A 25,897-nucleotide genomic window follows, 5' to 3' on the forward strand; every position below is an offset into this window, starting at 1 on the left:
TACTAGATTATGCAGTGAATTTTATTTTACTAATTACATTAGCCCTTTTCTTTCCATCTCCTGCCCAGAGAAAAAGATCCTGCATTTTTTGCAGGATCTCATACTAGGAATACCGCACCGTAAACCAAGGCTCCAAGTATCACAAAGGCCGGATGCACCTTCCATCTTTCCATGAGCAGGTAGCTTGCCACAACCAGGATGATCGTATGCAGCCATCCGGCGCTTTGGTAGGAAGTATGGAAGAAGCTGACCGCCATTCCCCCAAGCAAAACAGCAATCGTCGGCCGAATATAAGCAGTCATTCTTTTCACCCGTGGAGAATCCTTGAATTTTGCTAATAGACTCAGCAAGCCAATCATCAGGATAAGCGACGGTGCAACGGTGGCAAACAAGCCGATTGCCGCTCCCAATACACCAGCTTGCTGAAATCCGATCACGCCAGCCAGTTTCGTTGCGATCGGACCGGGCAGTGCATTTGCCAATGCCAGCATTTGGCTGTAATCCGCGGTTGTCATCCATCCATATCTATCGACCACTTCGTTTTCGATCAGCGGAATGGTGGCTGGACCGCCCCCATATCCCACAACGCCAGGAATGAAGAAGGCCAGGAATATTTGCCAATAAATCATGCGCCCTCTTCCTCCTTCCGTTTCTCCGGTTTCACAAGCGCAAACAGGAGCAGCGCCAGGATAAGGAAAGCAGGGTGAATATGAAGCAGCTCAATCAAAAGGACAGAAGCAGCCAATAACGCGATAATCTGCCATCCCTTCAGTCCGTTACGGGATTTTTTGAGAAAATCGATTGTCATGACTGCAAGCATGACTCCCACTACCGGGATGACTGCCGTCGTCATGCCGCTGAGCCATGGCTGGTCACTCAATGCATCGACGAAATAAAACAGGATGATAAGTAAGACGACCGTCGGGATGATGGTCGCAATCAGTGAACTGATCATACCGAGCCAGCCGCCGACGCGATAGCCGATATAGCCTGCCAATTTCGTCGCGATCGGACCAGGCAGACTATTAGCCAATGCCAGCGTATTGCCGAATTCTTCATCATCCATCCACTTATATTGTTTGACGACTTCCTTTTCCACAAGCGGGATTGACGAAGGACCTCCGCCGTAGCCAAGGATGCCGACCCGGAAAAATGCCAAAAATAATTGCCAGTACGTCATGTTGCCCAACCTTTCTAAAACGAAGCGATACTGCCATCAGCTCGCGCTTCGGTTCCTCCATATAATGTTCCATTCCCGGGATCTCGCCAAATGATTTGTCCGCGACCGAAAGTGGATCTATCCGCTTTGACTTCAATATCATGTCCTTTGCGAATCAGCGCCTCCGCAATATATTTCGGGAAATCGGCTTCCACATGGAATGTCTTGCCTTTGACCCACTGCCAGCGCGGCGCATCGAGCGCTGTCTGCGGGTTGAGTCCGAAATCAAGCATATTCATGACCACTTGGGTATGCCCTTGCGGCTGCATGAATCCGCCCATGACTCCGAATGGTCCGATCGCCTGCCCATTCTTTGTCAAAAAACCGGGGATGATCGTGTGGAAAGACTTCTTTCCGCCTTGCAGCCTGTTGGCATGCTCTGGATCAAGACTGAAGTTATGCCCGCGGTTTTGCAGCGCAATACCTGTTCCTGGAACGACCAGCCCGGACCCGAAGCCATGATAGTTGCTTTGGATGAAGGAAACCATATTCCCTTCCCCATCGGCTGTAGCCAAATAAACCGTTCCGCCCGTCTTTGGTTCCCCTGCTTCCGGTTGCTGCGCCGTCTCACTGATCATGGCTCTTCTTTGTGCCGCATAATCATCCGACAACAGTTCCTTTACTGTGACAGGCATATGCTGTTCTTCGGTTATGTATGCATGCCCATCGGCAAATGCAAGTTTCATTGCCTCCATCTGCTTATGATATGTATCAATTGCTTCTTTTTCATGGAAAGAGAATCCCTTCAATATATTAAGAGCTGAAAGAGCAACCAACCCCTGTCCATTCGGCGGAATTTCCCAAACATCATACCCCCGGTAATTCACCGATATCGGCTCCACCCATTCCGGTTCAAAGGCAGTCAAATCCTCTTTCGTCAGGAATCCGTCATTGTCGGCAGAAAATTCCGTCATTTTATCGGCCAGTTCTCCTTCATAAAAGGCAGCCGCATCTGTGCGTGCTATTTGCCGCAGTGTTTCGGCATGATCAGGCGATCGCCATATATCTCCGATTTGCGGATATTTTCCATTTGGAGCGAATGTATCGAACCAGCCATTGTACATGGCATCGGTACAGGATGTACTGAACTTCTTATACGCACGTTCCCATAGCTTGGCAACTGTCGGCGTGACCGCAAAACCGTTTTCAGCATAATAAATCGCCGGCTGCAGCACTTCGATCAGCGGCAGCTTCCCGAATCGCTTGCTGAGGGCAGCCCATCCGCCCGGTGCACCGGGTACCGTTACCGGCAGAAAACCATACAGCGGCATCTCTTGATACCCGAGTTCCTTCACTTTATCGATACTGATCGATTTTGGTGCCGGGCCGCTGGCATTCAGTCCATAAAGCTTGTCCTTGATCCAAACAAGTGCAAAAGCATCACCGCCGATTCCGTTCGATGTCGGCTCGACTACTGTCAGCATCGCCGCAGTAGCGATGGCCGCATCGACTGCGTTGCCGCCTTTTTTCAGCATATCCAGCCCGGCCTGAGAGGCAAGCGGCTGCGACGTAGCCACCATTCCTTGTCTGGCAACAGTCGTCATCCGCTGTGAATGATATGGGTAATACAAATGATCTGTCTTCATTCTGTCTCCCCCTTATGTAAGAAGCCCGGAGAATTCCGAGCTTATGACCATCCTAACAAATGATGGATCGCTTTTGCTACCCCATCATTTTCATTTGTATCCGTTTGATAGTCTGCAACTTCTTTGACTGCATCCTGGGCGTTGCCCATCGCTACACCGCAGCCGACAGCTTCGATCATCTTGATGTCATTCAGGCTGTCGCCCATTGCGATTACCTGTTCCATCTTAATGCCGAGCCGGTCACAAACCTTTTGTACGGCTTCGGCTTTATTGATGCCGACAGCGTTGACTTCGATATTCGTCGGGCTGGAATTCGAAAGCTCCAGTTCATTCTTATCGGACAGTGCTTTGACGATAGCTTCCCGTGTTGCATCATCAAATGTATCAAAGCCGAATTTCAGCCATTCATATTCCTCCATATTGGCCGGGAAATTACCGCGGAAGACATGCTCTGTACTGACAGCCCAATAATGCGTGTCATATTCATCCGCCAGCCTTTTCATTTTCTTGATCAAATCGTCTTCGATCAATACACGCTCCAGCAGCTCGCCCTCGGCAGTCCAGATTTCACTTCCGTTAACTGTCACCAGGAAAGACTGCAACCCCAGATCATCAGCGTAAGGCTTGCATGTCCTGATGCCCCGGCCTGTGCTGAGGATGACATGCACGCCTTCCTCCTGTGCCCGTTGTATTGCTTTCCTATTCGCTTCTGTTACTTCTTCGCGAGGATTGAGCATTGTACCATCCATATCAAGTGCAATCAGCTTATACTCCTGCTGTCGTATGTTCCCAGCCATACAATCTCCCCTTTATGTAAATGCTTAGTCCATGTCCATTATAGTATAGTCGGTGTTATTTTTCCTTTCAGACCGATTCCAGTTTGCAATCAGTGCTGGCAATACACGCCAATCAGAGAAACTCGGCACCCCCTCCAGCTTCCCGCCAAACAGGACAGGCTGCAAACCAGCATTTCTGCTTCCAATCACGTCATTCCCCACATCATCACCGACAAAAATTGCATCTGATGCATCAGCCTCCACCTCTGTCAGCGCCATCTCAAATATAGCGGGATCCGGTTTTCGCAAACCGACCACTTCGGAGATGATCATGCTTTGACAATGCCAATACAAGCCAAGCTGTTCGATCACTTGCTGCTGGAGCAGCGCGGGTCCGTTCGTGACAATCCCCATTGTATAAGACATACTCAATTCCTGCAGTGTCTCAAGCGCATCCGGATATGCTACCGCGAATTGTGCGACCCTTTCGAAATAATCGGCAGTCAATGCAGGTTCCAAGCTTGTATCCAAGGAAAACCGGCTTAATAGCTCTTGGTAGACAATCGGCTTTTCGACATATCCATTTTGATCAAGTTCCAGGAATACCTTCTCAAATTCGGCGGCCTCGATACCGTGCAGCTGAGTCTGGAAACGGTTGAATTGATCAGCGAGGAACCGTTGTAAAGTAGTATGCCTGTCGTGAATCGTACCATCCAAATCAAAAAGAATTGCTTTCATCTTGTCGCTCCATTTCGCTTTTCCTCCATCATACGCCTTTGGAGAAAGATTGTCAGTACTGCAGTATACTTAGAAATGGAGGTGGAGAAATGAAAATATCCATTTACAACGAACAGCAGCCACATACCCTGCTTTTTCTGCATGGGGGCGGAGTCGGTGGCTGGATGTGGAAAAAACAGCTAGCACATTTTTCTGATTACAAATGCGCGGTTGCCGAGTTGGATTTTGGCACGGCCAACGCCTCGATCGAACGGCTGGCAAACCAATTGCTGCATTGGGCAGAACTGAATATCGGTCAACGAAAGGTCGCACTGATCGGATTTTCCATCGGTGCCCAAATTGCCTTGCAAATGGTAAGCAAACGACCAGAGCTTTTTTGTTTCACCATGCTGAACAGTCCTCTTACAATCCCTGCTACCTTGCCGAATAGCATCATTCGACATGCTGTCCGTTGCACGCATCCCCTGATCAAGAACAGAAGCTTTTCAGCCTTGCAGGCCCGTGCGCTCGCTATACCTGCTGAAGATTTCGAAACGTATTACCAACAGAGCCTGGAATTATCCCCTTTAGCGCTCACCAATATGCTTGAGGAGAATATGCAATTTAGCATCCCAGAAGATTTTCCGGATATTAAAACCAATGTCCTTGTAACAGTCGGTGAGAAGGAGAAACCGATCGTGAAACAATCTGCGGCCAAACTCGCAAACTGTAACCCACAATGCAAAAGTCTCTTGATTGCAAATACCAGACATGGCTTCCCATTGGAGCACCCTCAGCTATTCAACTTGCTGTTGGGGAAAGAACTGGCTGGGAGTCAATTCTGATTTCGATAATCCCAAAGAATCCGCCATTCTCCCTTCTCCTTTGCGACATAGACATACTGCACGAAGGTGAAGCGGCCATATTTCCCGTGATAATTCTGTTTGACTGTGTAGGAGTATACATCCTTGTAAGTCGGTCCATCTGGTGATGCACGCCATTTATCCTTTTTGTCTCCCTCTTCGATTTTAAATTGGAACGTATCTGCCCCGAAGTGACTCATGAATACATGGGAACGATCGGTCACATAATCTTTTCGAGGAAAGCGGGTCTGCAGATCTTTATGCAGCAAGCCCCAGGAGGAGGCAAATTCACCTTTTTGCTCCATGGTATAAAAATGTTCCACAGCTCTTTTGGCCTGGTTGGGGGAAGCATTTTTCAGAAAGAGGGCAAACAGGCAAAGGAGCAGCATGACAAGAAAACATACTGCCGCCAAATGCTTTGGCTTGATTTTCTTTCGATGGCGCATAAGCCGATCCTCCCTTCAGGACTAGCTTATTCACCGCCTGCCAAGGGTAGTATGAAAATACAGAAAGAAGCGAGGACATAACAAAAATGCTAGTTTTAAAAACGCTCTGTTCCAAGGAATCGCTAGTATAATTCATCTTTAAAACCCGAACTCACGCAAATCTTTATTTAAAATTCACGTCATAGTTCGGGTTTTCATCTAGCTGAAACGCTTTTGTCCCAGCTTCTTAATTTTTTTGCATTTTACCGAAGGACTCATTGGTGGCATAAAATCCGCTGCCTTTACCAGTGTACAAGGACAATGTTTGTTTTTCCTCCTCCGTTGCCTCCCCCCTGATACAAAGGAAATAAAGGATACTCATATCCATCTCCTTATCCTCTTCACTTCCCTCCGGACCAGGATGGTGATTACGAAGCTCTTCAGGGTCAGCTTCCATCCCCCATTTGATATGGTGATACAGATTCTCGAATGTCCTCTCTGCATCAGGAGTAATATTATCCGCCATAAATTCCCGTTTCACTTCCTCCATATCGTGTGTCCGGATGTAATCGATGAACTGCTTTCCGTCACCATACTGAAAAAATTCGCCCCAGTTCATCGGTGTGCGCTCTCCCAACTGAAACAACAGCAGATACTTGATCTCGAACCGTTCTCTCTCCTCAGCGTGGCGTTCCCCTCGTTCTGAACTATCCTCTGTGATTTCCCCATCGAAAAATTGCATACAAAATGCCTTGTATTCTTCCTCGAATTGCCGCATCACTTCCCATAAACGGTGAATATCCTTATCGAATAATTCCTTGCTGCGGAAGATGGAGGCCAGCATGAAGAAGCGGAATAATCCACGGAAATGCGTGTTGATTTTTTTTTGGCTCCAATCATAATGCTCTTGGCGGAAGGCATCGTTGACCTTTACTAAATACTCAATGTCCAATGCATTTTTCAGTCTTTCGATATGTTCTTCATCCACCAATGCCGTCGGTCTTACTTTCAGCGTATCCCATTGCAGTTTTAGCTGCTCCCGATGACGATCGGGGTTCTGCATCGGACGTTTACGTGCGCCTGTGTTATAAAAAACCGCTATCCCAACAAGGATAAGCACAACCGCTATCCCAATAACCGTAACAACATCCATCTGATTTCCTCCTGCTCATGACTAATAGAGCTGACAAGCCGTCAACTCTATTTGTTCCCATTAACTTTGCAATACACGCAGCAACTCGAGATTGAATTTTTCTTTTTCATCGAACATGAGACCGTTCCCGCTATTGGCAAAAGGGATCACAGTCCAATTGACGATGCCACCGATAATTCCTTTTGATTACATGTCCCATCATTATCTCCCCTTGCTATCATAGTCCCTTTCTCTTGGTTCTTTCTTTTCTCTCGTTCGCAATTCACGGAATAAGAAAAATGCCCCTGCCACACCAGATAAAATAGCGAGCAGAAGAAATACCGTATTGGTAGTGAATACATAAATCAGTAGGAGGGCAAGCGCCAGGATGAAGAATCCAAAATAGCCCGCTACCTTCATACGCCTCACTCCTTCCAATTGGTCTTGCTGTTATATACCCGTTAGGTACGTACTTTAAGCAAAAGAAAAAAGCATGCTCAGTGTGTCTGCAAAACAGTTCCCTCCGGTCCGATCAAACTGATTTCCAGTTCGATCTCCCGATTGATGTCATCCTCCAAGTCATGTGCTTCCAGAACATCAGCTGCCTCACCCTTTACTTCCTCCCAGACCGAAAGCATCCGATGATCGACCTCAGCCTCAACATTCCGGATGTGCAGACGAATAGTGCCTTCGGGTTGAAATCCCACTCCCAATACTTCATACGTATCATAAACAGCCAGTTCCTCGACAGCTGTATCGTTCACTTCTTCCAAAGCATGGCGAATCATCTCTTCATGGACTTCATTGTATGGAACAGGATGGGTGGATCGATCGGTGAAAAAGAAAAGCAAACCGGCTATCACCATCGTACTCGCCAAGACGAGTCGCAATCCAAGGCTTCGTTTCATCAGCAAACCTCCATTCCCTGCTACTATATGCAGTTCATTGCGAAAACTTGTCCATAGAAAAAAGGAGCACGCCACCAGGCGTACTCCTTTCCCTTACTTAATCTTCTTCTCTTATTTTCCGCTTGAACGGCCACCAGTTCAGTTCGCCGAGTGTCGTGGCAATTGCCGGGATAAGCAACGGCAGAATCACCAGGCCATACAATAACAGACCGATGATGATGACTGTTGCAACTTCCAAGAGCGTCAAGACACCTGATGGCATCATAGCCGCGAACGTACCTGCCAAAATAATGGATGCGGTAATGATGACCCCGCCCATTTTCTTCATCGAGTGTACCATGCCTGCCTGCAAATCATCGCGCGCTTCTTCGGTGAAACGATCAAGCAGGAAGATCGAATAGTCCACTCCTAGCGAAATCAGGATCACAAAGCTGAAGAATGGTACCGCCCAACTCACACCTGCGTAATCCAAACCATTGACGAAAATCAATTCGGTGATGGAAATTGCAGTATAGTAGGTAAGCAGCAAGGACCCGATCATATAAGCCGGAATGACCATGGAACGGAATAGCAGTGTCAGGATGATGAATAATCCAACCATCATGATGACCATTGTCCGTGATAGATCGGTTGTGGATAGATCCTCCAAGTCAGCGTTGGTACTTGTTACACCACCATAAACGATTTCAGCATTTTCAAATGGCGTATCCTTCACTTCCGCATCCACACGATCTTTGATCGTTTCCAGCGTTTGAATCGCTTCCTCGGAATATGGATCGGAATCCAATACGACATCAAGTGTGACACCTTCCCCATCACGGAACGCATACGTATCGATGCTCTCCTGGAAATCACCTTCCAAGGCATCTTCCGGAATATACATACCAGTATCACGGACAGTCTCGCTATCGCTGATGTCACGCAGTGTATCCGATGCTGTCTGCAATCCGTCAGAAACTTGCGTCAATCCTTCGTTTGCCGACTCGACACCATCCGCAAGCTGCTGCAGCGTTTGAGACAGTGTACCAACTTGCTCTTGCTGGCCTTGCAATTGTGTATCAGCTTGTTCCAGACCTGATTGAATCTGCGTCAACTGCTCGCTTATACCAGCCAGCTGGGCAGATGCTTGCTGGACATTGCCGGTTTGCTGCAACTGACCAGTCACTTGCTGTAATGCTGTATTGACTTGCCCTAGACCTTCTGTTGCATCAGATAGTCCGCCGCCGCTTGATGAGCCTGTATTTCCAGCCTGACCGGAAATCTGATTCAGTCCATCCTGCACTTGCGTCAGACCGTCCTGCACATCACTGATTCCATCGACTGCATCATGGATACCATCCGCAATTTGACCGGTTTGCGTATCCACATATAAATCATCGATTTTTTCCCCTGTGGGCTGTGTTGCTGTCCGGACTTTTTCCACCCCGTCAATCTTGCTGATTGCATCACTCAAATTATCGAGATATGGCAGCGTGTTTGCCGTTGTCAGGTTTTCATCATCATTGATCACGATCTGTATCGGCATTGCTTCACCTTTTCCGATTGCATCCCCGATAGCATTCAACCCTTTGATACTGTCATAATCACTGCTGATTTCCTCAGTGGAGTTGAAGGAAACTTGTTCATCATACGTAAGTACGAATGGTACTGTAATCACGGCAGTGATCGCCAGGAACAGCACTGGTCTTGCTACCGAATGGCGACCAAGGAAATGCCATAGTTTATTGTCACCATGTGAAGCGGCCTTTTTGGATGGCCAGAACAGTTTCTCCCCTAGTGTCACCATGAACAGCGGCAAAACAGTCACAAGGACAATCAACAATACCGCAACACCGACAGCCACCCCAACTGCCGATTGGAAGATGGCGAACTTGGCAAAGAAGATGGATGCAAAGCCGACAAATACGGCAATCGCACTGATGAATAAAGTACGTCCCGCTGTCCGGTATGCGGTAACTGTAGCTTCCACTTTGTCATGACCGTTAGCCAGCTCCTCCCGGAATCGACTGAGCAGCAGGATACAATAGTCGGTACCTATACCGAACAGAATCGCCACCAGGAATGTCTGCGTGAACGTCGAAATAGGAAAGTCCAATGTATCCACCAAAATGGCTAGTATCCCCTGACTGATCAAGTATGTAATCCCTACTGTGATCAAAGGAACGAATGGTGTCACGATGGAACGGAAGACGATCAAAAGCAATGCTACGATAATGAATACCGTGATCAGCTCCGTCTTTTTCAGACCTTCTTCCGATGTATTGGAGAAATCTTGGTTGATCAAGGAGGCACCTGTCACATATGCAGTTGTATCTTCAGGTACTGCATCATAGATTTCATCTGCAATCCTTTCCACTTCCGCATCCGAGCCATCGACTGTCACAGGCATCATGACTGTCTTTTTATCCTCAGATGTCATCTGATCCTGAATTTCCTGATTATCCGTCAGCGGCGTCGTGATCTCATTTACACCGTCGATCTGTTCCACTTTATCGATGACGCCCTGAATCATATCCTCACTATCCTGATTGAGCGCTTCATCAAGCTCGAAAACAACGCTGATGGAATTACTATTCTCACCTGCATCTTCTAAAATTTCGCTGGCACGGATAGATACCGCATCCTCGGGAAGCTGCGTCTGCCCCTTATCGGATGCCAGCTGGGTCAGATTCGGCGAAAAAATCGTCAATCCCACCGCGATTAATAGAACCGCAAGCGCAATGACCCATTTGAAACGAATGATTGTCCTCAATTTTCCTTCTCCCCTTTTTTAAGCTGATCTTTTACATCCGTGAATATCCGGATGAAAGTCTCTACATCTTCATCCTTAATATGCTCAAAAAGCCCGCAGAATCGATCATAAATGGCCCCCTCGGCTTGCTTAAGAATTTTTTCCCCATCTTCTGTAATTTGCACAAGCTTCGTTCGCTTATCCCCTTCTGAGTCGACCCATTCCACCCAGCCTTTTTCCAGCAGCTTTTTCAAACGGTTGGAAATCGCACTCTTATGTACTTGCTGTACAATCGCCAGATGTCCAGGAGAGGAAGCGCCCGACAAGCTCAATATTTTGATCAAACTGACCTGCTGAGGCGAAATCTGATTGAACACTTCATATGCAGCGCCCTTTTTATGGAATATTTCGGTTGCCATGAAAGACACCTCATTGAAAAGATCGATTGCCTCTTTCAATTTACTCAATATAGTTTACCCCCTATACCAACTTAGTTTATACCCTAAACCATAAATGATCAAACATTTTCTTTCCCTGAATTCAAGACACTATCATCGGCAAAATATAGGGAGCGAGCGAATCCAGCTGTTTTCACCAAAAATATAGGTACTCGAACCCTAAAGAATTTATTCTCATAAAAGCAAGATTATAATAGTCCTTTGTTGGAATGGTACTGTTCCTAGTCATACCCTCTTAATCATGTTTTAAGCGCGACCAAGCCCATTGAAGAAACAAAAAGTTTAGGCTATTTTCATCAATAGACAGCCACAAATCTGTCAGCTGTTTATGACAAGATTCATCACTATATTACTTGCGGGATTAATATTATCCCTAATCAGAAAAGCCGCAGATGAATGAGGAACCATCCCCACTCAAACGGAAAAATTCCATACTTGTCAAGATCAATCTGGTTACAGGAAATTAAGGAATGGAGGAGTAGCTGAAGATGGACGATGGACCACCGATGTCAGAATCGCCCATTCGGATATCCTGCATGCGGTCGGCTGTCATCCAAAAGTCATCTATAAAGAAGGGAAAAGAGGTTGGATTACGCCTTGTGGCGAACTTGTGTGGATAGCTCTTCCAAGGGAATTGAAATTATAAATAACTGTATTCTTCCCATATTAAAAAGAAACATCCTGCAGATTTCGAACAGGACGTATTTGCAGGAGGGAAAAAGGTGAACAAGCTTGCCACCTTTTCCCGACGCCACTCTATACACGAAAGAAATTAGATACTCCTTAGTATGAAACGACATAAAAGGCGGTCTGCTTCACGCAGCCGCCTTGTTATCTTTTTGCCGGGGTGCCTTGATGAAAAAGCATGCGCCAGCCGCCTGGCTGATAGCGCCAGATGGAGCTTCGCAGGTGTTCTTGGCCTGATGCTTCATCACATGTTCGGAATGTAGCCAGAACCGTGTCTTCTGACAGAATTCGTACATCGAAGTCCCTGATATCCAAATCGACTGCATCCAATCCATTCGTCACAATTTCTGCTTTGCTGATTGATCGACCCGATGATCCATGTTCCAGGAAGTCATCTGTCAGTAAATTGCTGACAGCGGCTATCGATGTTCTCGTCTCCTCCTCGAGCAATGATTTCTCCAATCGCAGGATTGTTTCCTTTACTTGCAGCTGTTCATCCATCTCGACTCGCCTCGCTTTTCTTATAATTATATCCTTACGTTCATTCTATGAAAAGGGTTTCATTATACAACAAAAAAAAGAATCACCGCCCCGATTTGTATACGATGGAGAAAACTGATACAGTATGTAAAAGATGAGGTGACAAAATTGGAATTCAAGCGAACACCGCTGATTGCGGCGCTATTGAGCTTTCTATTCGCCGGCTTAGGTCAGTTCTATAATCAACAGAATTTGAAGGGGACACTCTTTGTCCTTATCAACCTGATCAATTTGTTCCTGATGTGGTTCGTAGTCGGTCTGTTCACGTATTTCATTTTTTGGATCTATAATATTTACGATGCTTATAAAATGGCGAAACGCGCGAATATGAAGCTTGCCCGTCAGAGCGGACAAATCGAGCCTTCCACCAACTAAAAACAGCTGCCCATCCGAGGCAGCTGTTTTTCATATCGAGACTAACGCCTCACGGAATTCTTCATAGGAATGAGCTTCTAATAATCTTTGGACATGAGCCGGCTGCTCGATGATGCGGACAAGCTGCTGATACATGTCGGTAAAATCCTCATCACTATCTTTTTCGATACATAATAAGCAAACGAATCTTACTTGCTTACCAGACCAATCTATCGGATTTTTCAATGTGCAGATGACCCACAGCGTTTCTTCCACACTCGCTTCCAGCGGATGCGGCACGGCTACTGAATTACCGAAGCAAGTCGGTGCCATGGACTCTCTTTCATAAACCGCCGTGAGGAACTTTTCCCCCACCTTACCGTCTGATTTCAGTACGTCAGTCAAAAAGGTCAGCACTTCTTCTTTACTCTCCAATTCCTGCTGCAAAAACACATATGCCGGTCTGATATAGCGAATCTCCTTACCAAAATGCATGAAAGCTTCAAGCTTCGCTATTGCCTCCTTATCCAAGATGACCGGGACATGTATAACCGGAAGTGATGTGGTTTCCGCCTCAATCGGTATCGTACTGATGATCAAATCAGCCTCCCATTCCTCTTTCCGTATCAAACGATAATATTCAATTGTATCGATGATGTCCAACTTGTCCGGAAAAAGGGATTGCAGCTTATAGCGCAGCAATTGAGCACTGCCTATCCCTGAAGCACAAACTAGCAGACATCTGATTTTCTTCCCTTTTTGGGTGCTTCTTTCCAAAGCTGCTCCGATATGCAGTGCCAGATAACCGATCTCCTCTTCAGCAAGCTGAATGCCGATGTCCTTCTCGACTGCACAAGCCCCGATGACAGCAGCTTCGAAAGCAAGCGGATAATGCCTTTTGATATCCTCAAGCAGCGGGTTCCGCACATTCATGCCGTACAAATGACGATGGACAGCCGGCTTGAGATGGATACTCAATCCTTTCAGCAATTCCTCGTCCTGACGCAAATCCAGCCCCGTCTTATCGTAAATCCTTGCAACGATTGCCACCGCCAATTCCGGCATCCCCAGCTGACCTTCCAGAATTCCTTTTGCAGCATACTCCATCCCCATCAGATGAATGGTCATATAAGCCACTTCCACTTGCGGAAAGAAAATATGAAGCTCAGCTTCCAGCATCGCTGTAAGCTGAGCTGCTTCCCGGAAGGCTGGCTGCTGGATGATATCCTGCATCGCATCGGGAGCGAGCTCGACATACTGTTCATCCCTGATTCGTTTGCAGGCAATCGCAATATGTGTAACCAAATTCTGTACTGCCACATCTGACAGCATCATCTTGTTATCCGTCACAAACTTATGCACAATATCATGCACATGATGTATGTCGGTTTCTGAAATGATTGCATCTGGTAAACCGTACGCCTTTTGCCACCCCGTCTGCATAGAAAAGAATGATGACAGAAAATATCGCTTTTCCGTCTCCGTTCCCACAATCCGAATACCATACTTCGGTTTTTTCTCAAGCTCCAGCCCCGATTGCTGGAGAAGCTGCCTCACTTGCTTCAGATCATTCTGTACAGTCGGAAAGCTGACAAAACAAGCTTGCGCCAAGTCTTCCATTTTGAAGAATCCATCAGACAGGAGAAGCAGCTGCAAAAGATGATTCACTCTTTCTGCCGGAGTCTCTACCCGTGTATACAGACGTTCCTGCTTCTTACGGATCGCTTCCTGCAAATAGACCTGAAATAGCTTTTCCTCAATGACAATCAGCCGATACCCCTGCCCCCTGATCGACTCGATTCTTGCGTGGTCCGCAGGTAATTCCTGCTGCAGCAGCTTCATATCTGAACGAATCGTCCGCTCCGATACAGCCAGTTTCCTTGCCAGCTCATCCGCAGTCAGCGTCCGTGATTCGGATGATAGGAAAGTCAATAATTCCAAGAGCCTCGGTTGCAGCATACAGATTCACCCCTTATCCTCCATACCTATGCCAAAAAGGCGATCAAGTGACCGCCTCTCTTTTAAGCTGACCCCCAAGTTGCCGATCGTTTCGCCAGCTCTTCCTGCAAATAGATGATTTCCTCTGCTAATTCCCGCACTGTCATGGCATTCATCAAATGATCCTGCGCATGCACCATCAACAAAGTAACCGTCGATTGTTCGCCGCCTGCTTCGGCTGTGATAAGTTCCGTCTGGATGTGATGAGCCTGATTGATTGCTTCTTTGCTAGCCTGGATTTTCAATTTTGCTTCCTCGAACGCCTGCTGTCTGGCGAGCGCCATCGCTTCCATAGCGTAACTGCGGCCATCACCACCGTACAGTATCAACTGAAATGCTTTTTCTTCTACATTCATCACGTTCCTCCTCATCAGTTGCTGATTGGACCTGCTCCATCTTCAGACGCCGCCAACTCACGCTGTCTCGCTTCTTCTTCCTTCAGCTGGTTTTTCTCCAGCGCACGGAAGAATGGATAATAGATGGCCATCGAAATCACTAAGTTTATCAGCTGTATGACAGCACCTGAGATTTTTCCTCCTGTTGCCAGATACCCCGAGATAAAAGGCGGCATGGTCCAAGGAACAACGATTCCAGCTGGTTTCGCTACCAGACCTGTACTCATCCCAATGTAAGTGGTGATAACCATCACGAGCGGGACAGTAATGAATGGAATGATCATAATTGGATTCAATACGATAGGAAGACCGAAAACGATTGGTTCATTGATATTGAAGAATGCCGGGCCAGTTGCAAGTCTGCTCAGCTGTTTATTTTGTTTAAGCTTTGCCCGCCAAATCATGATTAAAACTAATCCGATTGTGGACCCGGATCCGCCGACGTGGATGAACACTTCGAAGAATTGAGCTGTGAATATATGCGGCAGCTCTGTACCGGCAGCAAATGCTGTTGCATTTTCGGCTGTGGCTTTCAGCCAAATCGGGGACATGATACCCCCTACGATATTGGCCCCATGCAGACCACACACCCATAGCAGCACGATCATCAATTCTGCAACAAAGCTGCCAATAAAAGAGGAACCAACAAGCGTAAGCGGAGAACCAATAACAGTCGCGATCAGATTGTGGATATCGCCAAAAGATGTTGCTTCTACAAGTAAACGGATCAGCCAAACAAGGATGATGACAGCAAAACCTGGAATAAGTGCAATGAATGACCGCGATACCGCAGGTGGTACACCATCAGGCATGCGGATTACGATATTGCGTTTGACAATGAAGCGATATACTTCCGTGGCAAACATCGCCACCAGCATCCCCACGAACAATCCACCGCTTCCAAGCAAGGAAACCGGTACGAAATTGGCAGCTGCTCCATCGACTTCAAATGGACGGAATGGTGTTGCAAGTAAGAATGCCGATAGTGCAATTGCCCCTGAAGACAACGGATCGACACCATCTGCTTCATAAGCTTGCGCCAGTCGATAAGCGATGCCGAAACAAGCGAATATCGCCATAACGTCGAATGTCACATTTACCGGATACTGCAGCTTCGTACTCCATGACTCGCCGAAAATACCAGCCATGAAATCAGCGTAGCCCGGAATCGGCAGATTTCCAAGGATGAGGAAAAGTGATCCGACGATGATCAGCGGCATGGTCAGGATAATACCATCCCGCAGTGCTACCAGATGCCGCTGCGCTGCAATCCTGCCTGCAAACGGCATCACCTTCATTTCCAGAAAATCATTGAATCGGCTCATTCGCTTCACCCCTTCTTCGCAAATAGCGATTCAGCGTAATGAAGGACATTCTCCCCATTTCCAGTTCCGTAATCTACACTGTTGATCACATCAACCGGAATACCTCTTTCCTCACCCAGTTTTTTCATTTGCGGAAGCATGTAGCGCACTTGCGGACCAAGCAAAAGTACGTCTGCCTGTTCGATATGTTTTTTCGCCTGATCGGCTGATACGGCTTGAATATGATAGTTTTTCGATTCTGCCTTTGCTGTCTTTTCCATCTTGGAAACAAGCAGACTAGTGGACATTCCAGCGGCACATACAAGTAAAATATTCATTTTTCTACCCCCTTCTGTTCTTACTCTTAATATACTATGAAAGCGTTTACATCTCCTGCTACTCTTTTGCCGCATCCTAACGGAAACTTGTTTAAGTAAAAGCCGGCATGCATTCCTGCATCCGGCTTTCATTTACAATACCTTTATATCCAGAAGCTTTGCCAATTCCAAGCGCAAGTCATCCAATTCTTTGATGCCTTTCAGATTGGCAGTCAACCCTTGGATGAGCAGCTTTTTAGGCTCCTTTTTCTGTACTTCTTCCTGAATCAATTCGACGATCCCTTGCAACTCTTCCACATCATTTTCATGGGGATCAAAGGTGAGGATGACAACTTGCATCCGCTCCAGGATTTGTTTCACTTCCCGTTCCTTCATTTCCTTCTCGAAAATGGAAGCCGAAACAGGGGTGGTCTCTGTCACAAGCGGTTCAGCCTTTCGCTTCAAGAGACCTTCCACCATATCATCCATTCGTTCAAGAATATAAGCAGCGGTTTTGTCCAGATCAAGGATCAGTCCATGAAGAAGCATGTCAGCGATGATCTGAGAAAGGATCCCTTCCTGCAAAATACGCAGATCCTTTAAATAAGGCTCACTTTTTTCTCCATAAACTTCCAATAAATCAAGTTCTGTTTTACGCCTTCCCTTCTCCATCTCCTCCAGGAAGAACAATTCCATTTCCTTCCCGATATCCGAGTCGATATCATGACGCTGCATGATGATGAAATTCCCCCGCTTGACCAATTCACGCATCATCGTTGCCAGACGCTGCTTCGCTTTCTCCCGGCTATCCAATACCCGCTGATCGACTTGTTCGATTGCCTCCGTTATCAAACGAATATGATAGCGAAGTATTTCCGCCAATAGCTCATCCTTGGATTTGAAATAAAGGTAAAATGCCCCTTTGGAGAGTTTGCTCGCTTCCGCAATTTCCTGGATGCTGGCAGCATGATAACCTTTTTTGGCAATAATCTCGGTTGCTCGTTCAATAATTGTGATTTTTTTCTCCTGCATATTGCCTTTCCTTTCGACTGACCAGTCGGTCATGATTGTGTTAAGAGACCGTAAATAATTTATGAATTCCTTGATAAAAGCTGGATTCAAGCTATTAAACTTCCTTATATCCTTGATATAATTGTTGCATTATGTTGGGCTTACCTATAGTATAGAGGAATAATGACCAGTCGGTCAAATGGAGGATAAAGGAGCTGGATCGTGAGAAAGTTTATCAACTTTTCATTAAAAAATAAGGTTGCCGTATGGTTGCTGACCATTATGGTTGTCGTGACTGGAATCTATGCTGGGTCGAATATGAAAATGGAAACACTCCCAGATATCACCGTACCAGTCCTCACCGTAACGACTACATATCCGGGCGCACCGCCAGAGGAAGTAATGGAAAATGTAACAGAACCGCTTGAAAAGGCTGTACAAAGTTTGGATGGCGTAGATAATGTAAGCTCGACATCCATGCAGAATGCTTCGACAATTCAGTTGGAGTACGCCTATTCCAAAGATCTGGATGAGGCAGAAACAGAAGTGAAGGAAGCACTCGAGAATGTACAGCTTCCTGATGATGCTGAAGAACCAAAAGCATCACAGATCAATTTGAATTCTTTCCCTATCATCACTTTGAGTGCTTCCGACAGCAACCAGTCGATCGAGGGATTGACGCAGACAGTTGAAGATGACCTCCAGCCAGCACTGGAAGGCATTGATGGCGTCGCGAATGTCGGTATTTCCGGGCAGCAGCTGCAGGAAGTACAGATCACCTATGATGAAGATGCACTAGCGGAGAATGGTCTGACACAGGATACTGTAGGTCAAATCATTCAAAATAGCAGCGACTCTTACCCGCTTGGCTTGTACCAATTCGGTAACAGCGAGAAAAACGTTGCTGTGGATGGCAACATTGTGACTATCGATGATTTGCGTAACTTGGAAATACCGCTTACAGGCGGGGCTGTGCAAAGCGGTCAGGCTGCAGGCGGCCAAGACGCTGCTGCGGCACAGGCAGCACAGGCGGCACAAGCTCCGACTGAACTTCCGACCATCAAGCTGCAGGATGTAGCTGAAGTGGAAGTAGTCGGTGAAGTTGAGTCGATTTCCCGTACAAATGGCGAAGATTCCATCGGGATCGACATTACGAAGGATCCAAACGCCAATACCGTGGAAGTCGTCAATGCAGTCAAAGATGAAATTAAGCAGTTTGAAGATGATCATGACGGTATGACCATCACTTCAACAATGGACCAAGGTCAGCCGATTGAGGATTCTGTCCATACGATGGTGAACAAAGCATTATTCGGTGCCATTTTCGCCGTGATCATCATCCTTTTGTTCCTGCGTAATATCCGTTCCACTATCATTTCCATCATTTCGATTCCATTATCGATTCTGATTGGTTTGATCTTGCTTTACGAAATGGATATCAGTTTGAATATCATGACATTGGGAGCCATCACCGTGGCCATCGGCCGGGTAATTGATGACTCGATAGTCGTCGTGGAAAATATTTACCGCCGTATGTCATTGGCAGATGAGAAACTGCGTGGAAAAGAATTGATCATCGATGCAACGCGCGAGATGTTCATCCCGATTTTATCCTCCACTGTTGTAACAGTGGCAGTATTCCTGCCGCTCGGATTGGTAGAGGGACAAATCGGAGAATTATTCCTGCCATTCGCATTGGCTGTCGTATTCGCTTTGCTGGCATCCTTGCTGGTTGCGGTTACCATTGTACCGATGGTGGCACACACGCTATTCCGCAAACGATTGGATCGCGGCACAAGTGAAGAAGAAGCCAAAAATTATGTACACAAAGAAGAAAAACCGAGCAAATTGGCGAATTTCTACAAGCGAGTCCTGAATTGGAGCTTGTCGCATAAAATCATCACTTTCGTCATTGCAATTATTTTACTCATCGGAAGCTTGTTCCTGGTTCCTTCGATTGGTGTCAGCTTCATTCCTAGCACCGGCGAGAATATGGTCGTTGCTTCTTATTCACCTGAACCGGGCCAGACACGCGAGGACATTCAGAAAATTGCCGACGAAGCAGAGAAAATGCTGCTTGATCGCAGCGGCGTAGAAACTTTGCAATATACAATCAGCAGCGGAGGTAATCCACTATCCGGTTCAACCGGTGATTCAGCCCTCTTCTACTTGGGCTATGCTGACGATTATGAGGATATCCAAACGGAGACAGAAGCAGTCGTCGAAGACCTGCAAGCTTTGACAGATCAAGGCGAGTGGGGTTCCATCGATATGACAGGCGCAAGCAGCAATACAACGCAGTACTATATCTACGGCGATAGCGTCGAAGATATCCAAACTGCGTCGCAGCAGGTCATGGATGTGATCGAAAACGATGATAACTTCACGAACGTCGATTCCGACGCTTCCGAGCAATATGACAAATATACAATCATAGCCAACCAGGAAGAACTGGCATCACTTGGTCTGACAGCAGCACAAGTGACAGCTCAGCTTTCCAACATCGGCACTCAGCCATCCATTGCGACAATCCAGAATGAAGATGGCGAAGCCTTGGATGTCTATGTACAAGTAGCGAACGAATCTTTCGAGGATAAAGAAGATCTGGAAAACACAACGATCCAGACATCCCTCGGAACTGAAGTACCATTGAATGAAATCGCTGAAATCGAAGATGGTCAATCTCCAAACACATTACAGCGCCGTGATGAAAAACTATATGGTTCTGTATCTGCCGATATCACAAGTGATGATATCGCAACTGCCACTACTGGCTTGCAGGAAGAGATCGATAAACTAGATTTGCCTGATGGTGTCAGCATCGATCAAGGCGGGGTTTCCGAACAGATCAATGAATCGTTCAGTCAGCTCGGTCTTGCTATCCTGGCAGCGATCGCGATTGTCTACTTTGTACTTGTTTTGACATTCGGCGGAGCATTGGCACCATTTGCCATCCTCTTCTCCTTGCCATTCACAGTCATCGGTGCATTGGTAGGATTGCTCATCGGCGGCGAGACTATCAGCGTTTCTTCCCTGATCGGGGTGCTGATGCTGATCGGTATCGTTGTAACGAACGCTATCGTTCTGGTTGACCGTATCATCCATAAGGAAAAAGAAGGTATCCCGACTCGGGAAGCGATTCTTGAAGCCGGTGTAACCCGACTTCGTCCGATCCTGATGACAGCAATCGCTACAATTGGTGCCCTTGCACCACTTGCCTTTGGCTTTGAAGGCGGCGGATCCCTCCTTATTTCCAAAGGACTCGGAATCACCGTAATCGGCGGCCTCATCAGTTCTACCTTGCTGACACTCGTTATCGTACCAATTGTGTACGAAGCAACGACACGCTTCAGCCTGCAAGAACACCATAAAGCAGAACGCCAGCGCCGCAAGGAAAGAAAACAGGCAAAAAAAGCAGCCAAGGATAAATAAACACTTAAAAAGCCTGCAGTGCATGACTGCAGGCTTTTTCCTACTATAAAGGAGGCAGCGAAATGACTATAAAAAAAGATCGGATACTGATAACGGAAGCATCGGATTCTCTGAATTTCCTTTTATTATGTACATAATTATGACAAATCGGAAAAAATGGTTGATTCAGAAAAAACAAGAAGGCTCCTTCTAACATCCGGATCCGGCCGGTAGCCAGAAACTTTGATGGTCAGCATTTCTACACGCAACAGCTAATGAAATTTAAGAACGATTTGATAAAAAAGTATTTGATTGCTATTGGACTCACGATCTACTTAAAAATATTACATCATAATGGACTTGTAGTATGAATAAGTTCGTCAAAATTTATTTCTAAAAGTTGTCCAGCATGAACCAACCCTGAACCAAATCCATATATTAGAACTCTGTCTCCGTTTTTAACTTTCCCCTCACGCATTCCAAGGTCAAGAGCTAACGGAATTGTTGCAGCAGAAGTATTTCCAAACTTGACTAAGCTATAGAGTGTTTTCTCCATAGGATAATCTAGTTTTTCACAAATTGGTTCAATCAACCGTAAGTTAGCACTATGCGGGATAAACCAATTAACTTTATCCAAACTCGTTTGTGCTTTTTCTAACATTTTTCTTATGCTATCAGGAACGTTCCTTATTACCCATCGAAAGACTTCTCTACCATTTTGAACAAGATATTTAGTATCTACTAACTCAATTTCATTTACCTTCTTTGATAGTCCAGTGCGATAAACATGTTGAGCTCCACTACCATCACTACCCATATGGAATTCAATATAACTTTTTGATTGTTCATCCCTTTCAACTAACACAGCACCTGCACCATCACCAAATAAAATACATGTGCTTCTATCGGTGTAATCCGTAATTTTTGATAATGCATCTGCCCCAATAACAAGTACTTTTTTGTGGAGACCTGATGCAATATAACTGTGTGCAGTATGCAAGGCATAAACAAAACCAGCACAAGCTGCGCTTAAATCTATTGCACCTGTTTCTGCAATACCTAATTTGTTTTGAATAATACTTGCAACAGATGGGAATGGGAAATCCGGTGTGCTTGTTGCCACAATAACCATATCTACATCATCGACTTTTTTATTATATCTTTGCATTAAATCTTTTACAGCCGAGACACACATATCACTGGTAAATTCATCAGGACGAGTTATTCTACGCTCTTGAATTCCAGTTCTTTGAATAATCCACTCATTGTTTGTATCAACCATTTGCTCCAGGTCAAAATTTGTTAATCTTCTTTCGGGTACATAAGTCCCAATAGCTGTTATTCTTGCTTTTGATTGCATTCGTTTATCCCCTTCACTATTTTTATATCTGGTATTATGGTTTAATATTAGTACCAGGTACTAATTATGTCAATTTATATCTATCATCATACGGAATGTCGATTTAAATCCGCACAAGTGCGATTAAAAGGTTGTCCTATATATATTTTTATGACTTAATCACTCGCGGAAAAATAAGCTAGAGCTAGAGCAATTGCAATTGTTTTACCCACTGTCCTAAAGTTAATTCGAGTGGAGGGAACAGAAATGCAAGAGGAAGAGGTAAAAACAAGGAAAATCAGTTTTTTCGGTAATACAGTCTTAGCTCTGCCACTGGTTTTAGTGACCGAGATCTTTTTTGGGGACGTTTGTTCTAAAAATTGAAATGACTATATTGGCAGGCCCGGGTGTGAATGTAACGATGAAGCAATAAATCAAAAAAGAAGTGATATTCATGCTGACTCTCCTTTTGCAGTAGTCTTACATGAATATAAACGAAGCAGCTGTTTTGCTATAGTACATTATTGCAGAGTGGTACAAATATATAAATAAAGCTCCGGCTATCAGATGCCGAAGCTTCTTCTACTCTTGTTCTGTCATTCTTTCAAGGAGGAACCCCTCCGTGCAGCCAAACTCACCACGACCATCACCACGCAGTTCACGACTAAAGCAATTATCCCTGTATTCACATCATTCCACGACTGCGGTAAGGATGGAATCAAATCAACCAATGTTGTTTGGCTCATTGTTATATACGCTACGGTAGCCAAACCTGCAAGAATTCCTGCTGCTGCTCCATACTTATTGACGAAATTCCGTTTCCATAAGCTGCAGAATAGGGAAGGAGCCAACTGTGTCATCAAGCTATACCCCATCAAGATGATATTCGATAAGGTTTCTCCTCCGTGCAGCGTGAAATAGACTGCCAGCAAGGAAACGAACGGTACAAGCAACCTGGCCAGTCTTCCGATTGTCCGATCCGTCGTTTGCGGTGCAAGCACGTGATAAATATTTTTTGCCAGCAGCGTTGCTGTATTCATGACCAGCAAAGAACCTGGTACCAATGCTGTCAGTAAACCGGCACCGCCAATGATACCTATGACCCAAGGATCGAATGTCTCAATGGATAGCCGCAGCAAAGAGAGATCCACATCTTCTCCCTCAAGCCCCGGGACCGTTAAAATAGCAGCTGTTCCAACAAAAAAGACGAATAATAACATCAGCGTATAAAGCGGGCTGATGATTGCATTCTTTCGAAAAACTTTTTCGTTTTTCGCTGTATAGGTGGAACTGAATACTTGCGGCCACATATAGAAACCAAGAACGAGCAGCAAGACCGTGGAGATCACCCATGTCATACTGTAGCCTTCATCCGGGAACTTGAGGAAATCAGGATTCACCGCGTGAACAGCTTCAAACATCGGCTGATAGCCGCCATAATAATGCAACGGCAGATATATACCAAGGAAACAGATCACAATCACCATGACAATATCCTTGATTGCTGCCGTCCATGCCGATCCATGCACACCGGAAAGCATCACATATATGGTCAAACTGATAGCACCGATCCATACCGCTGTCTGCATGGAGATGGCCCCGTACGATGCCTGCGAGACGATGATTCCCAAGCCTTTGAGCTGAACGACGATCACAGGTATCATCCCAATTACTCCGACCAAGGCTACCAGTACACCTAGATAAGGACTGTTGAACTTGCTGACGAAGAAATCGGATTGTGACACCAGTCTTTTTTCTTTCGCATATCGCCAGATGACTGGCAAGAGCCAATAAGACATGACGTACGACAAACCTATATACATAAGGACATATAGAGCAGGGGCTCCTTTTCCATAAGCCCAGCCGCTTCCGCCCAGGAAGGAGAATGTTGTATAGATTTCTCCCGCCATCAAAAGAAAGACGAAAATGCTGCTGAAGCCACGGCCGCCTACTGTCCATTGCTCCAAATCCATTTCTTTTCCTCTTGTGGCTCTGATTCCTAAAAAGACTGCCAAAAGCAAAAATCCCAATATAATGATAAGTGCAATATTCATTTTTCCCCATCCTCTTTAGTGCGTGGATCCAATTTGTACATAATGGCCAGTGTGACGGAAGAAAGCACAGTCCACAGGACCACCCAAAACATGACAAATGGCATGGAAAATACAAATGGTTCCACTCTGTTTGCGAACGGGAGGAATCCCAGCATCCCGACGAAGGGAATGACAGTGAGAAAATATAAACGTTTCATTACTAATTTCACCATCCATATTGAAGTTCTCAATAAAACAAGCATGTTGTTATCATAATGCTTCTAATCTGGATACGCAAAATTTTAATGGCAAAATAAAAAGCAGGGAATGCCATGATTCGGCTTTCCCTGCTACATTGATAAGTCCTAAACAAACATATCCATTACCAATACACCTGCAAATGCGACAAACGAGAGTATCGTCTCCAGCACTGTCCACGTACGGAAGGTTTCTTTGACTGACAGACCAAGATATTCCTTGACCATCCAGAAGCCAGCATCATTGACGTGGGAGAACATGAGCGAGCCTGCTCCGGTTGCGATCACAAGCAATTCCAAATTCACACCTGACACGTGCTCGATGATCGGAGAAACGATCCCAGCAGCAGTAGTCAACGCAACTGTTGCAGAGCCTGTCGCAATTCGGATCAGACCGGCAACAAGGAATGCGAGGACAATCGGAGAAAGGGATAAATGCTCAGACATTTGGGCTATTGTGTCACCGACACCGCTGTCGATGAGCACCTGCTTGAATCCACCGCCTGCACCGATGATCAGGATGATGGAACCGACAGGCAAGATACATTCCTCCGTCATTTTCTTCAAGCGATCACGATTCATTCCTTCCCGGAAGCCAAGGAAGTAATATGCTGCAAAAACAGCAATCAATAGGGCCACCAATGGACTGCCGATGAACACCAGCAGCTTTTCCGCGAGGCTAGGAAGCGGCAAATACGGGCCAATCGCTGACAATATCATCAATAAAACCGGCAGCAGGATGACAAAGAAGCTGACACCAGTACCCGGCTTGCTTTCAGGCTCGGAGATTTTGATCAGATTGGGTTCTCCTTGAGGCACCACGCGCTTGTGCACCCACTTGGCAAATACCGGCCCGCCGAGAATACCGGCCGGGATGGCAATGATAAGAGAGTACAATAAAACCATACCCAAATCTGCCCCGAAGATGCTGATTGCCGCCAGTGCACCAGGATGCGGCGGCACAAGACCGTGCACGATGGAAAGACCGGCGATGACCGGCAGTGCAATCAGCAAGATGTTCTGCTTTGTTGTCTTATAAATACTAATGACAAGCGGCAGTACAATCAAAATACCAACTTCGAAAAAGACTGGGATTCCGATGATGAAACCAGATATGAACATGGCCCACGGCAATCTTTTCGGCCCGAACTTTTCTACGAAGAAGTCTGCCACTTGGTTACCGGCACCGGAATCCGCCATCATCTTTCCAAGGATGGTTCCAAGCGCCAGGATACCGACAAGATGACCGAGTACTCCGCCGACCCCAGTTTCATAAGCTCCGACAATTTCATCAAATGACAAACCTGCTGTGATGGCCAGGAAAAGACTGGCAACCGTCAAACTGATGAAAGCATGCCATTTGAATAAGGTCACACCAATGACGACGATCACAATCGATAACAGTGTCATGAGTAAAAGATAGATTTCCATCTCAC

The 25,897-nt window shown here is 46.0% G+C and carries 24 protein-coding genes and 1 pseudogene; 3 read left to right on the forward strand and 22 right to left on the reverse strand.

Annotated elements, in window-relative coordinates; genetic code table 11:
- Positions 1-98: 98 nt before the first annotated feature.
- The 5 genes from AB1K91_RS03845 to AB1K91_RS03865 are packed head-to-tail and all read right to left on the reverse strand — an operon-like array spanning position 99 to position 4,319.
- Positions 99-629 carry a chromate transporter gene (locus AB1K91_RS03845; RefSeq protein WP_413088262.1) on the reverse strand — a complete coding sequence of 177 codons (531 nt, stop codon included), beginning with the start codon at positions 627-629 and terminating at the stop codon, positions 99-101.
- The gene (locus tag AB1K91_RS03850) at positions 626-1,180 is read right to left on the reverse strand and encodes a chromate transporter (protein WP_413088264.1); all 555 of its coding nucleotides are present in this window, start codon (positions 1,178-1,180) and stop codon (positions 626-628) included. The genes AB1K91_RS03845 and AB1K91_RS03850 overlap by 4 nt, the downstream gene beginning before the upstream one ends.
- A 14-nt stretch (positions 1,181-1,194) precedes the next feature.
- Positions 1,195-2,805 carry a gamma-glutamyltransferase family protein gene (locus tag AB1K91_RS03855; RefSeq protein ID WP_413088266.1) on the reverse strand — a complete coding sequence of 537 codons (1,611 nt, stop codon included), beginning with the start codon at positions 2,803-2,805 and terminating at the stop codon, positions 1,195-1,197.
- Positions 2,806-2,846: 41 nt separating this feature from the next.
- A complete protein-coding gene (locus tag AB1K91_RS03860; RefSeq protein WP_413088268.1) occupies positions 2,847-3,602 on the reverse strand; it encodes a Cof-type HAD-IIB family hydrolase in 756 nt (251 codons plus the stop codon).
- Positions 3,603-3,626: 24 nt separating this feature from the next.
- Positions 3,627-4,319 (reverse strand): HAD family hydrolase, encoded by a 693-nt coding sequence (locus AB1K91_RS03865; protein ID WP_413088270.1) that lies wholly within the window; start codon positions 4,317-4,319, stop codon positions 3,627-3,629.
- Positions 4,320-4,408: 89 nt separating this feature from the next.
- Here AB1K91_RS03865 and AB1K91_RS03870 point away from each other — a divergent pair, with 89 nt between their 5' ends.
- Positions 4,409-5,143 carry an alpha/beta fold hydrolase gene (locus AB1K91_RS03870; RefSeq protein WP_413088271.1) on the forward strand — a complete coding sequence of 245 codons (735 nt, stop codon included), beginning with the start codon at positions 4,409-4,411 and terminating at the stop codon, positions 5,141-5,143.
- Here the strand turns inward: AB1K91_RS03870 and AB1K91_RS03875 are convergent.
- The 7 genes from AB1K91_RS03875 to AB1K91_RS03905 all read right to left on the reverse strand — a co-directional run bounded on the left by AB1K91_RS03875 (position 5,134) and on the right by AB1K91_RS03905 (position 12,003).
- Entirely contained in the window at positions 5,134-5,607 is a 474-nt protein-coding gene (locus AB1K91_RS03875; RefSeq protein ID WP_413088272.1) for a hypothetical protein, read from the reverse strand. The genes AB1K91_RS03870 and AB1K91_RS03875 overlap by 10 nt on opposite strands.
- Positions 5,608-5,833: 226 nt before the next feature.
- Positions 5,834-6,739 carry a hypothetical protein gene (locus AB1K91_RS03880; protein ID WP_413088273.1) on the reverse strand — a complete coding sequence of 302 codons (906 nt, stop codon included), beginning with the start codon at positions 6,737-6,739 and terminating at the stop codon, positions 5,834-5,836.
- Positions 6,740-6,940: 201 nt separating this feature from the next.
- A complete protein-coding gene (locus AB1K91_RS03885) occupies positions 6,941-7,138 on the reverse strand; it encodes a hypothetical protein (RefSeq protein ID WP_413088274.1) in 198 nt (65 codons plus the stop codon).
- Between the two features lie 77 nt (positions 7,139-7,215).
- Positions 7,216-7,626 carry a hypothetical protein gene (locus AB1K91_RS03890; RefSeq protein WP_413088276.1) on the reverse strand — a complete coding sequence of 137 codons (411 nt, stop codon included), beginning with the start codon at positions 7,624-7,626 and terminating at the stop codon, positions 7,216-7,218.
- A gap of 97 nt (positions 7,627-7,723) precedes the next feature.
- On the reverse strand, positions 7,724-10,378 hold the full coding sequence (locus AB1K91_RS03895) for an MMPL family transporter (RefSeq protein WP_413088278.1): 2,655 nt from the start codon (positions 10,376-10,378) through the stop codon (positions 7,724-7,726).
- On the reverse strand, positions 10,375-10,824 hold the full coding sequence (locus AB1K91_RS03900) for a MarR family winged helix-turn-helix transcriptional regulator (protein WP_413088280.1): 450 nt from the start codon (positions 10,822-10,824) through the stop codon (positions 10,375-10,377). The genes AB1K91_RS03895 and AB1K91_RS03900 overlap by 4 nt, the downstream gene beginning before the upstream one ends.
- An 822-nt stretch (positions 10,825-11,646) precedes the next feature.
- Positions 11,647-12,003: a nuclear transport factor 2 family protein gene (locus AB1K91_RS03905; protein ID WP_413088282.1), complete on the reverse strand. Its 357-nt coding sequence runs from the start codon at positions 12,001-12,003 to the stop codon at positions 11,647-11,649.
- A gap of 147 nt (positions 12,004-12,150) precedes the next feature.
- Between AB1K91_RS03905 and AB1K91_RS03910 the strand changes: the two genes are divergently transcribed.
- Complete coding sequence (locus AB1K91_RS03910) at positions 12,151-12,417, forward strand: hypothetical protein (protein WP_413088284.1); 267 nt, start codon at positions 12,151-12,153, stop codon at positions 12,415-12,417.
- 30 nt (positions 12,418-12,447) lie between these two features.
- Here the strand turns inward: AB1K91_RS03910 and AB1K91_RS03915 are convergent, their stop codons facing one another.
- From AB1K91_RS03915 to AB1K91_RS03935, 5 genes are all read right to left on the reverse strand, one after another.
- On the reverse strand, positions 12,448-14,355 hold the full coding sequence (locus AB1K91_RS03915; RefSeq protein ID WP_413088286.1) for a BglG family transcription antiterminator: 1,908 nt from the start codon (positions 14,353-14,355) through the stop codon (positions 12,448-12,450).
- Positions 14,356-14,417: 62 nt separating this feature from the next.
- Positions 14,418-14,750: a PTS lactose/cellobiose transporter subunit IIA gene (locus AB1K91_RS03920; protein WP_413088287.1), complete on the reverse strand. Its 333-nt coding sequence runs from the start codon at positions 14,748-14,750 to the stop codon at positions 14,418-14,420.
- A 14-nt stretch (positions 14,751-14,764) separates the two neighbouring features.
- Positions 14,765-16,114, reverse strand: coding sequence for a PTS cellobiose transporter subunit IIC (gene celB, locus AB1K91_RS03925; protein WP_413088289.1), 1,350 nt, complete (start codon positions 16,112-16,114; stop codon positions 14,765-14,767).
- Between the two features lie 5 nt (positions 16,115-16,119).
- Positions 16,120-16,431 (reverse strand): PTS sugar transporter subunit IIB, encoded by a 312-nt coding sequence (locus AB1K91_RS03930; protein WP_413088291.1) that lies wholly within the window; start codon positions 16,429-16,431, stop codon positions 16,120-16,122.
- A 132-nt stretch (positions 16,432-16,563) separates the two neighbouring features.
- Positions 16,564-17,532: a TetR/AcrR family transcriptional regulator gene (locus AB1K91_RS03935; protein ID WP_413088293.1), complete on the reverse strand. Its 969-nt coding sequence runs from the start codon at positions 17,530-17,532 to the stop codon at positions 16,564-16,566.
- 111 nt (positions 17,533-17,643) lie between these two features.
- Here AB1K91_RS03935 and AB1K91_RS03940 point away from each other — a divergent pair, with 111 nt between their 5' ends.
- Positions 17,644-20,853, forward strand: coding sequence for an efflux RND transporter permease subunit (locus tag AB1K91_RS03940; RefSeq protein WP_413088295.1), 3,210 nt, complete (start codon positions 17,644-17,646; stop codon positions 20,851-20,853).
- A gap of 328 nt (positions 20,854-21,181) precedes the next feature.
- Here the strand turns inward: AB1K91_RS03940 and AB1K91_RS03945 are convergent, their stop codons facing one another.
- The 5 genes and pseudogenes from AB1K91_RS03945 to AB1K91_RS03965 form a co-directional block, all read right to left on the reverse strand.
- Positions 21,182-22,192, reverse strand: a complete 1,011-nt coding sequence (locus AB1K91_RS03945; protein ID WP_413088297.1) for a ketoacyl-ACP synthase III — start codon at positions 22,190-22,192, stop codon at positions 21,182-21,184.
- Between the two features lie 363 nt (positions 22,193-22,555).
- Positions 22,556-22,627 (reverse strand): annotated as a pseudogene (locus tag AB1K91_RS03950) (LysE family translocator); the annotation flags it as partial.
- Positions 22,628-22,767: 140 nt separating this feature from the next.
- Positions 22,768-24,225: a sodium:solute symporter family protein gene (locus tag AB1K91_RS03955; RefSeq protein WP_413088299.1), complete on the reverse strand. Its 1,458-nt coding sequence runs from the start codon at positions 24,223-24,225 to the stop codon at positions 22,768-22,770.
- The gene (locus tag AB1K91_RS03960; RefSeq protein ID WP_413088301.1) at positions 24,222-24,422 is read right to left on the reverse strand and encodes a DUF3311 domain-containing protein; all 201 of its coding nucleotides are present in this window, start codon (positions 24,420-24,422) and stop codon (positions 24,222-24,224) included. The genes AB1K91_RS03955 and AB1K91_RS03960 overlap by 4 nt, the downstream gene beginning before the upstream one ends.
- 147 nt (positions 24,423-24,569) lie before the next feature.
- A complete protein-coding gene (locus AB1K91_RS03965) occupies positions 24,570-25,892 on the reverse strand; it encodes a GntP family permease (protein ID WP_413088302.1) in 1,323 nt (440 codons plus the stop codon).
- Between the last annotated feature and the right edge of the window lie 5 nt (positions 25,893-25,897).

Origin of the sequence: Terribacillus jepli (assembly GCF_047228925.1) — a bacterium.
In the GTDB taxonomy this organism is placed as follows: Bacteria; Bacillota; Bacilli; order Bacillales; family Amphibacillaceae; genus Terribacillus.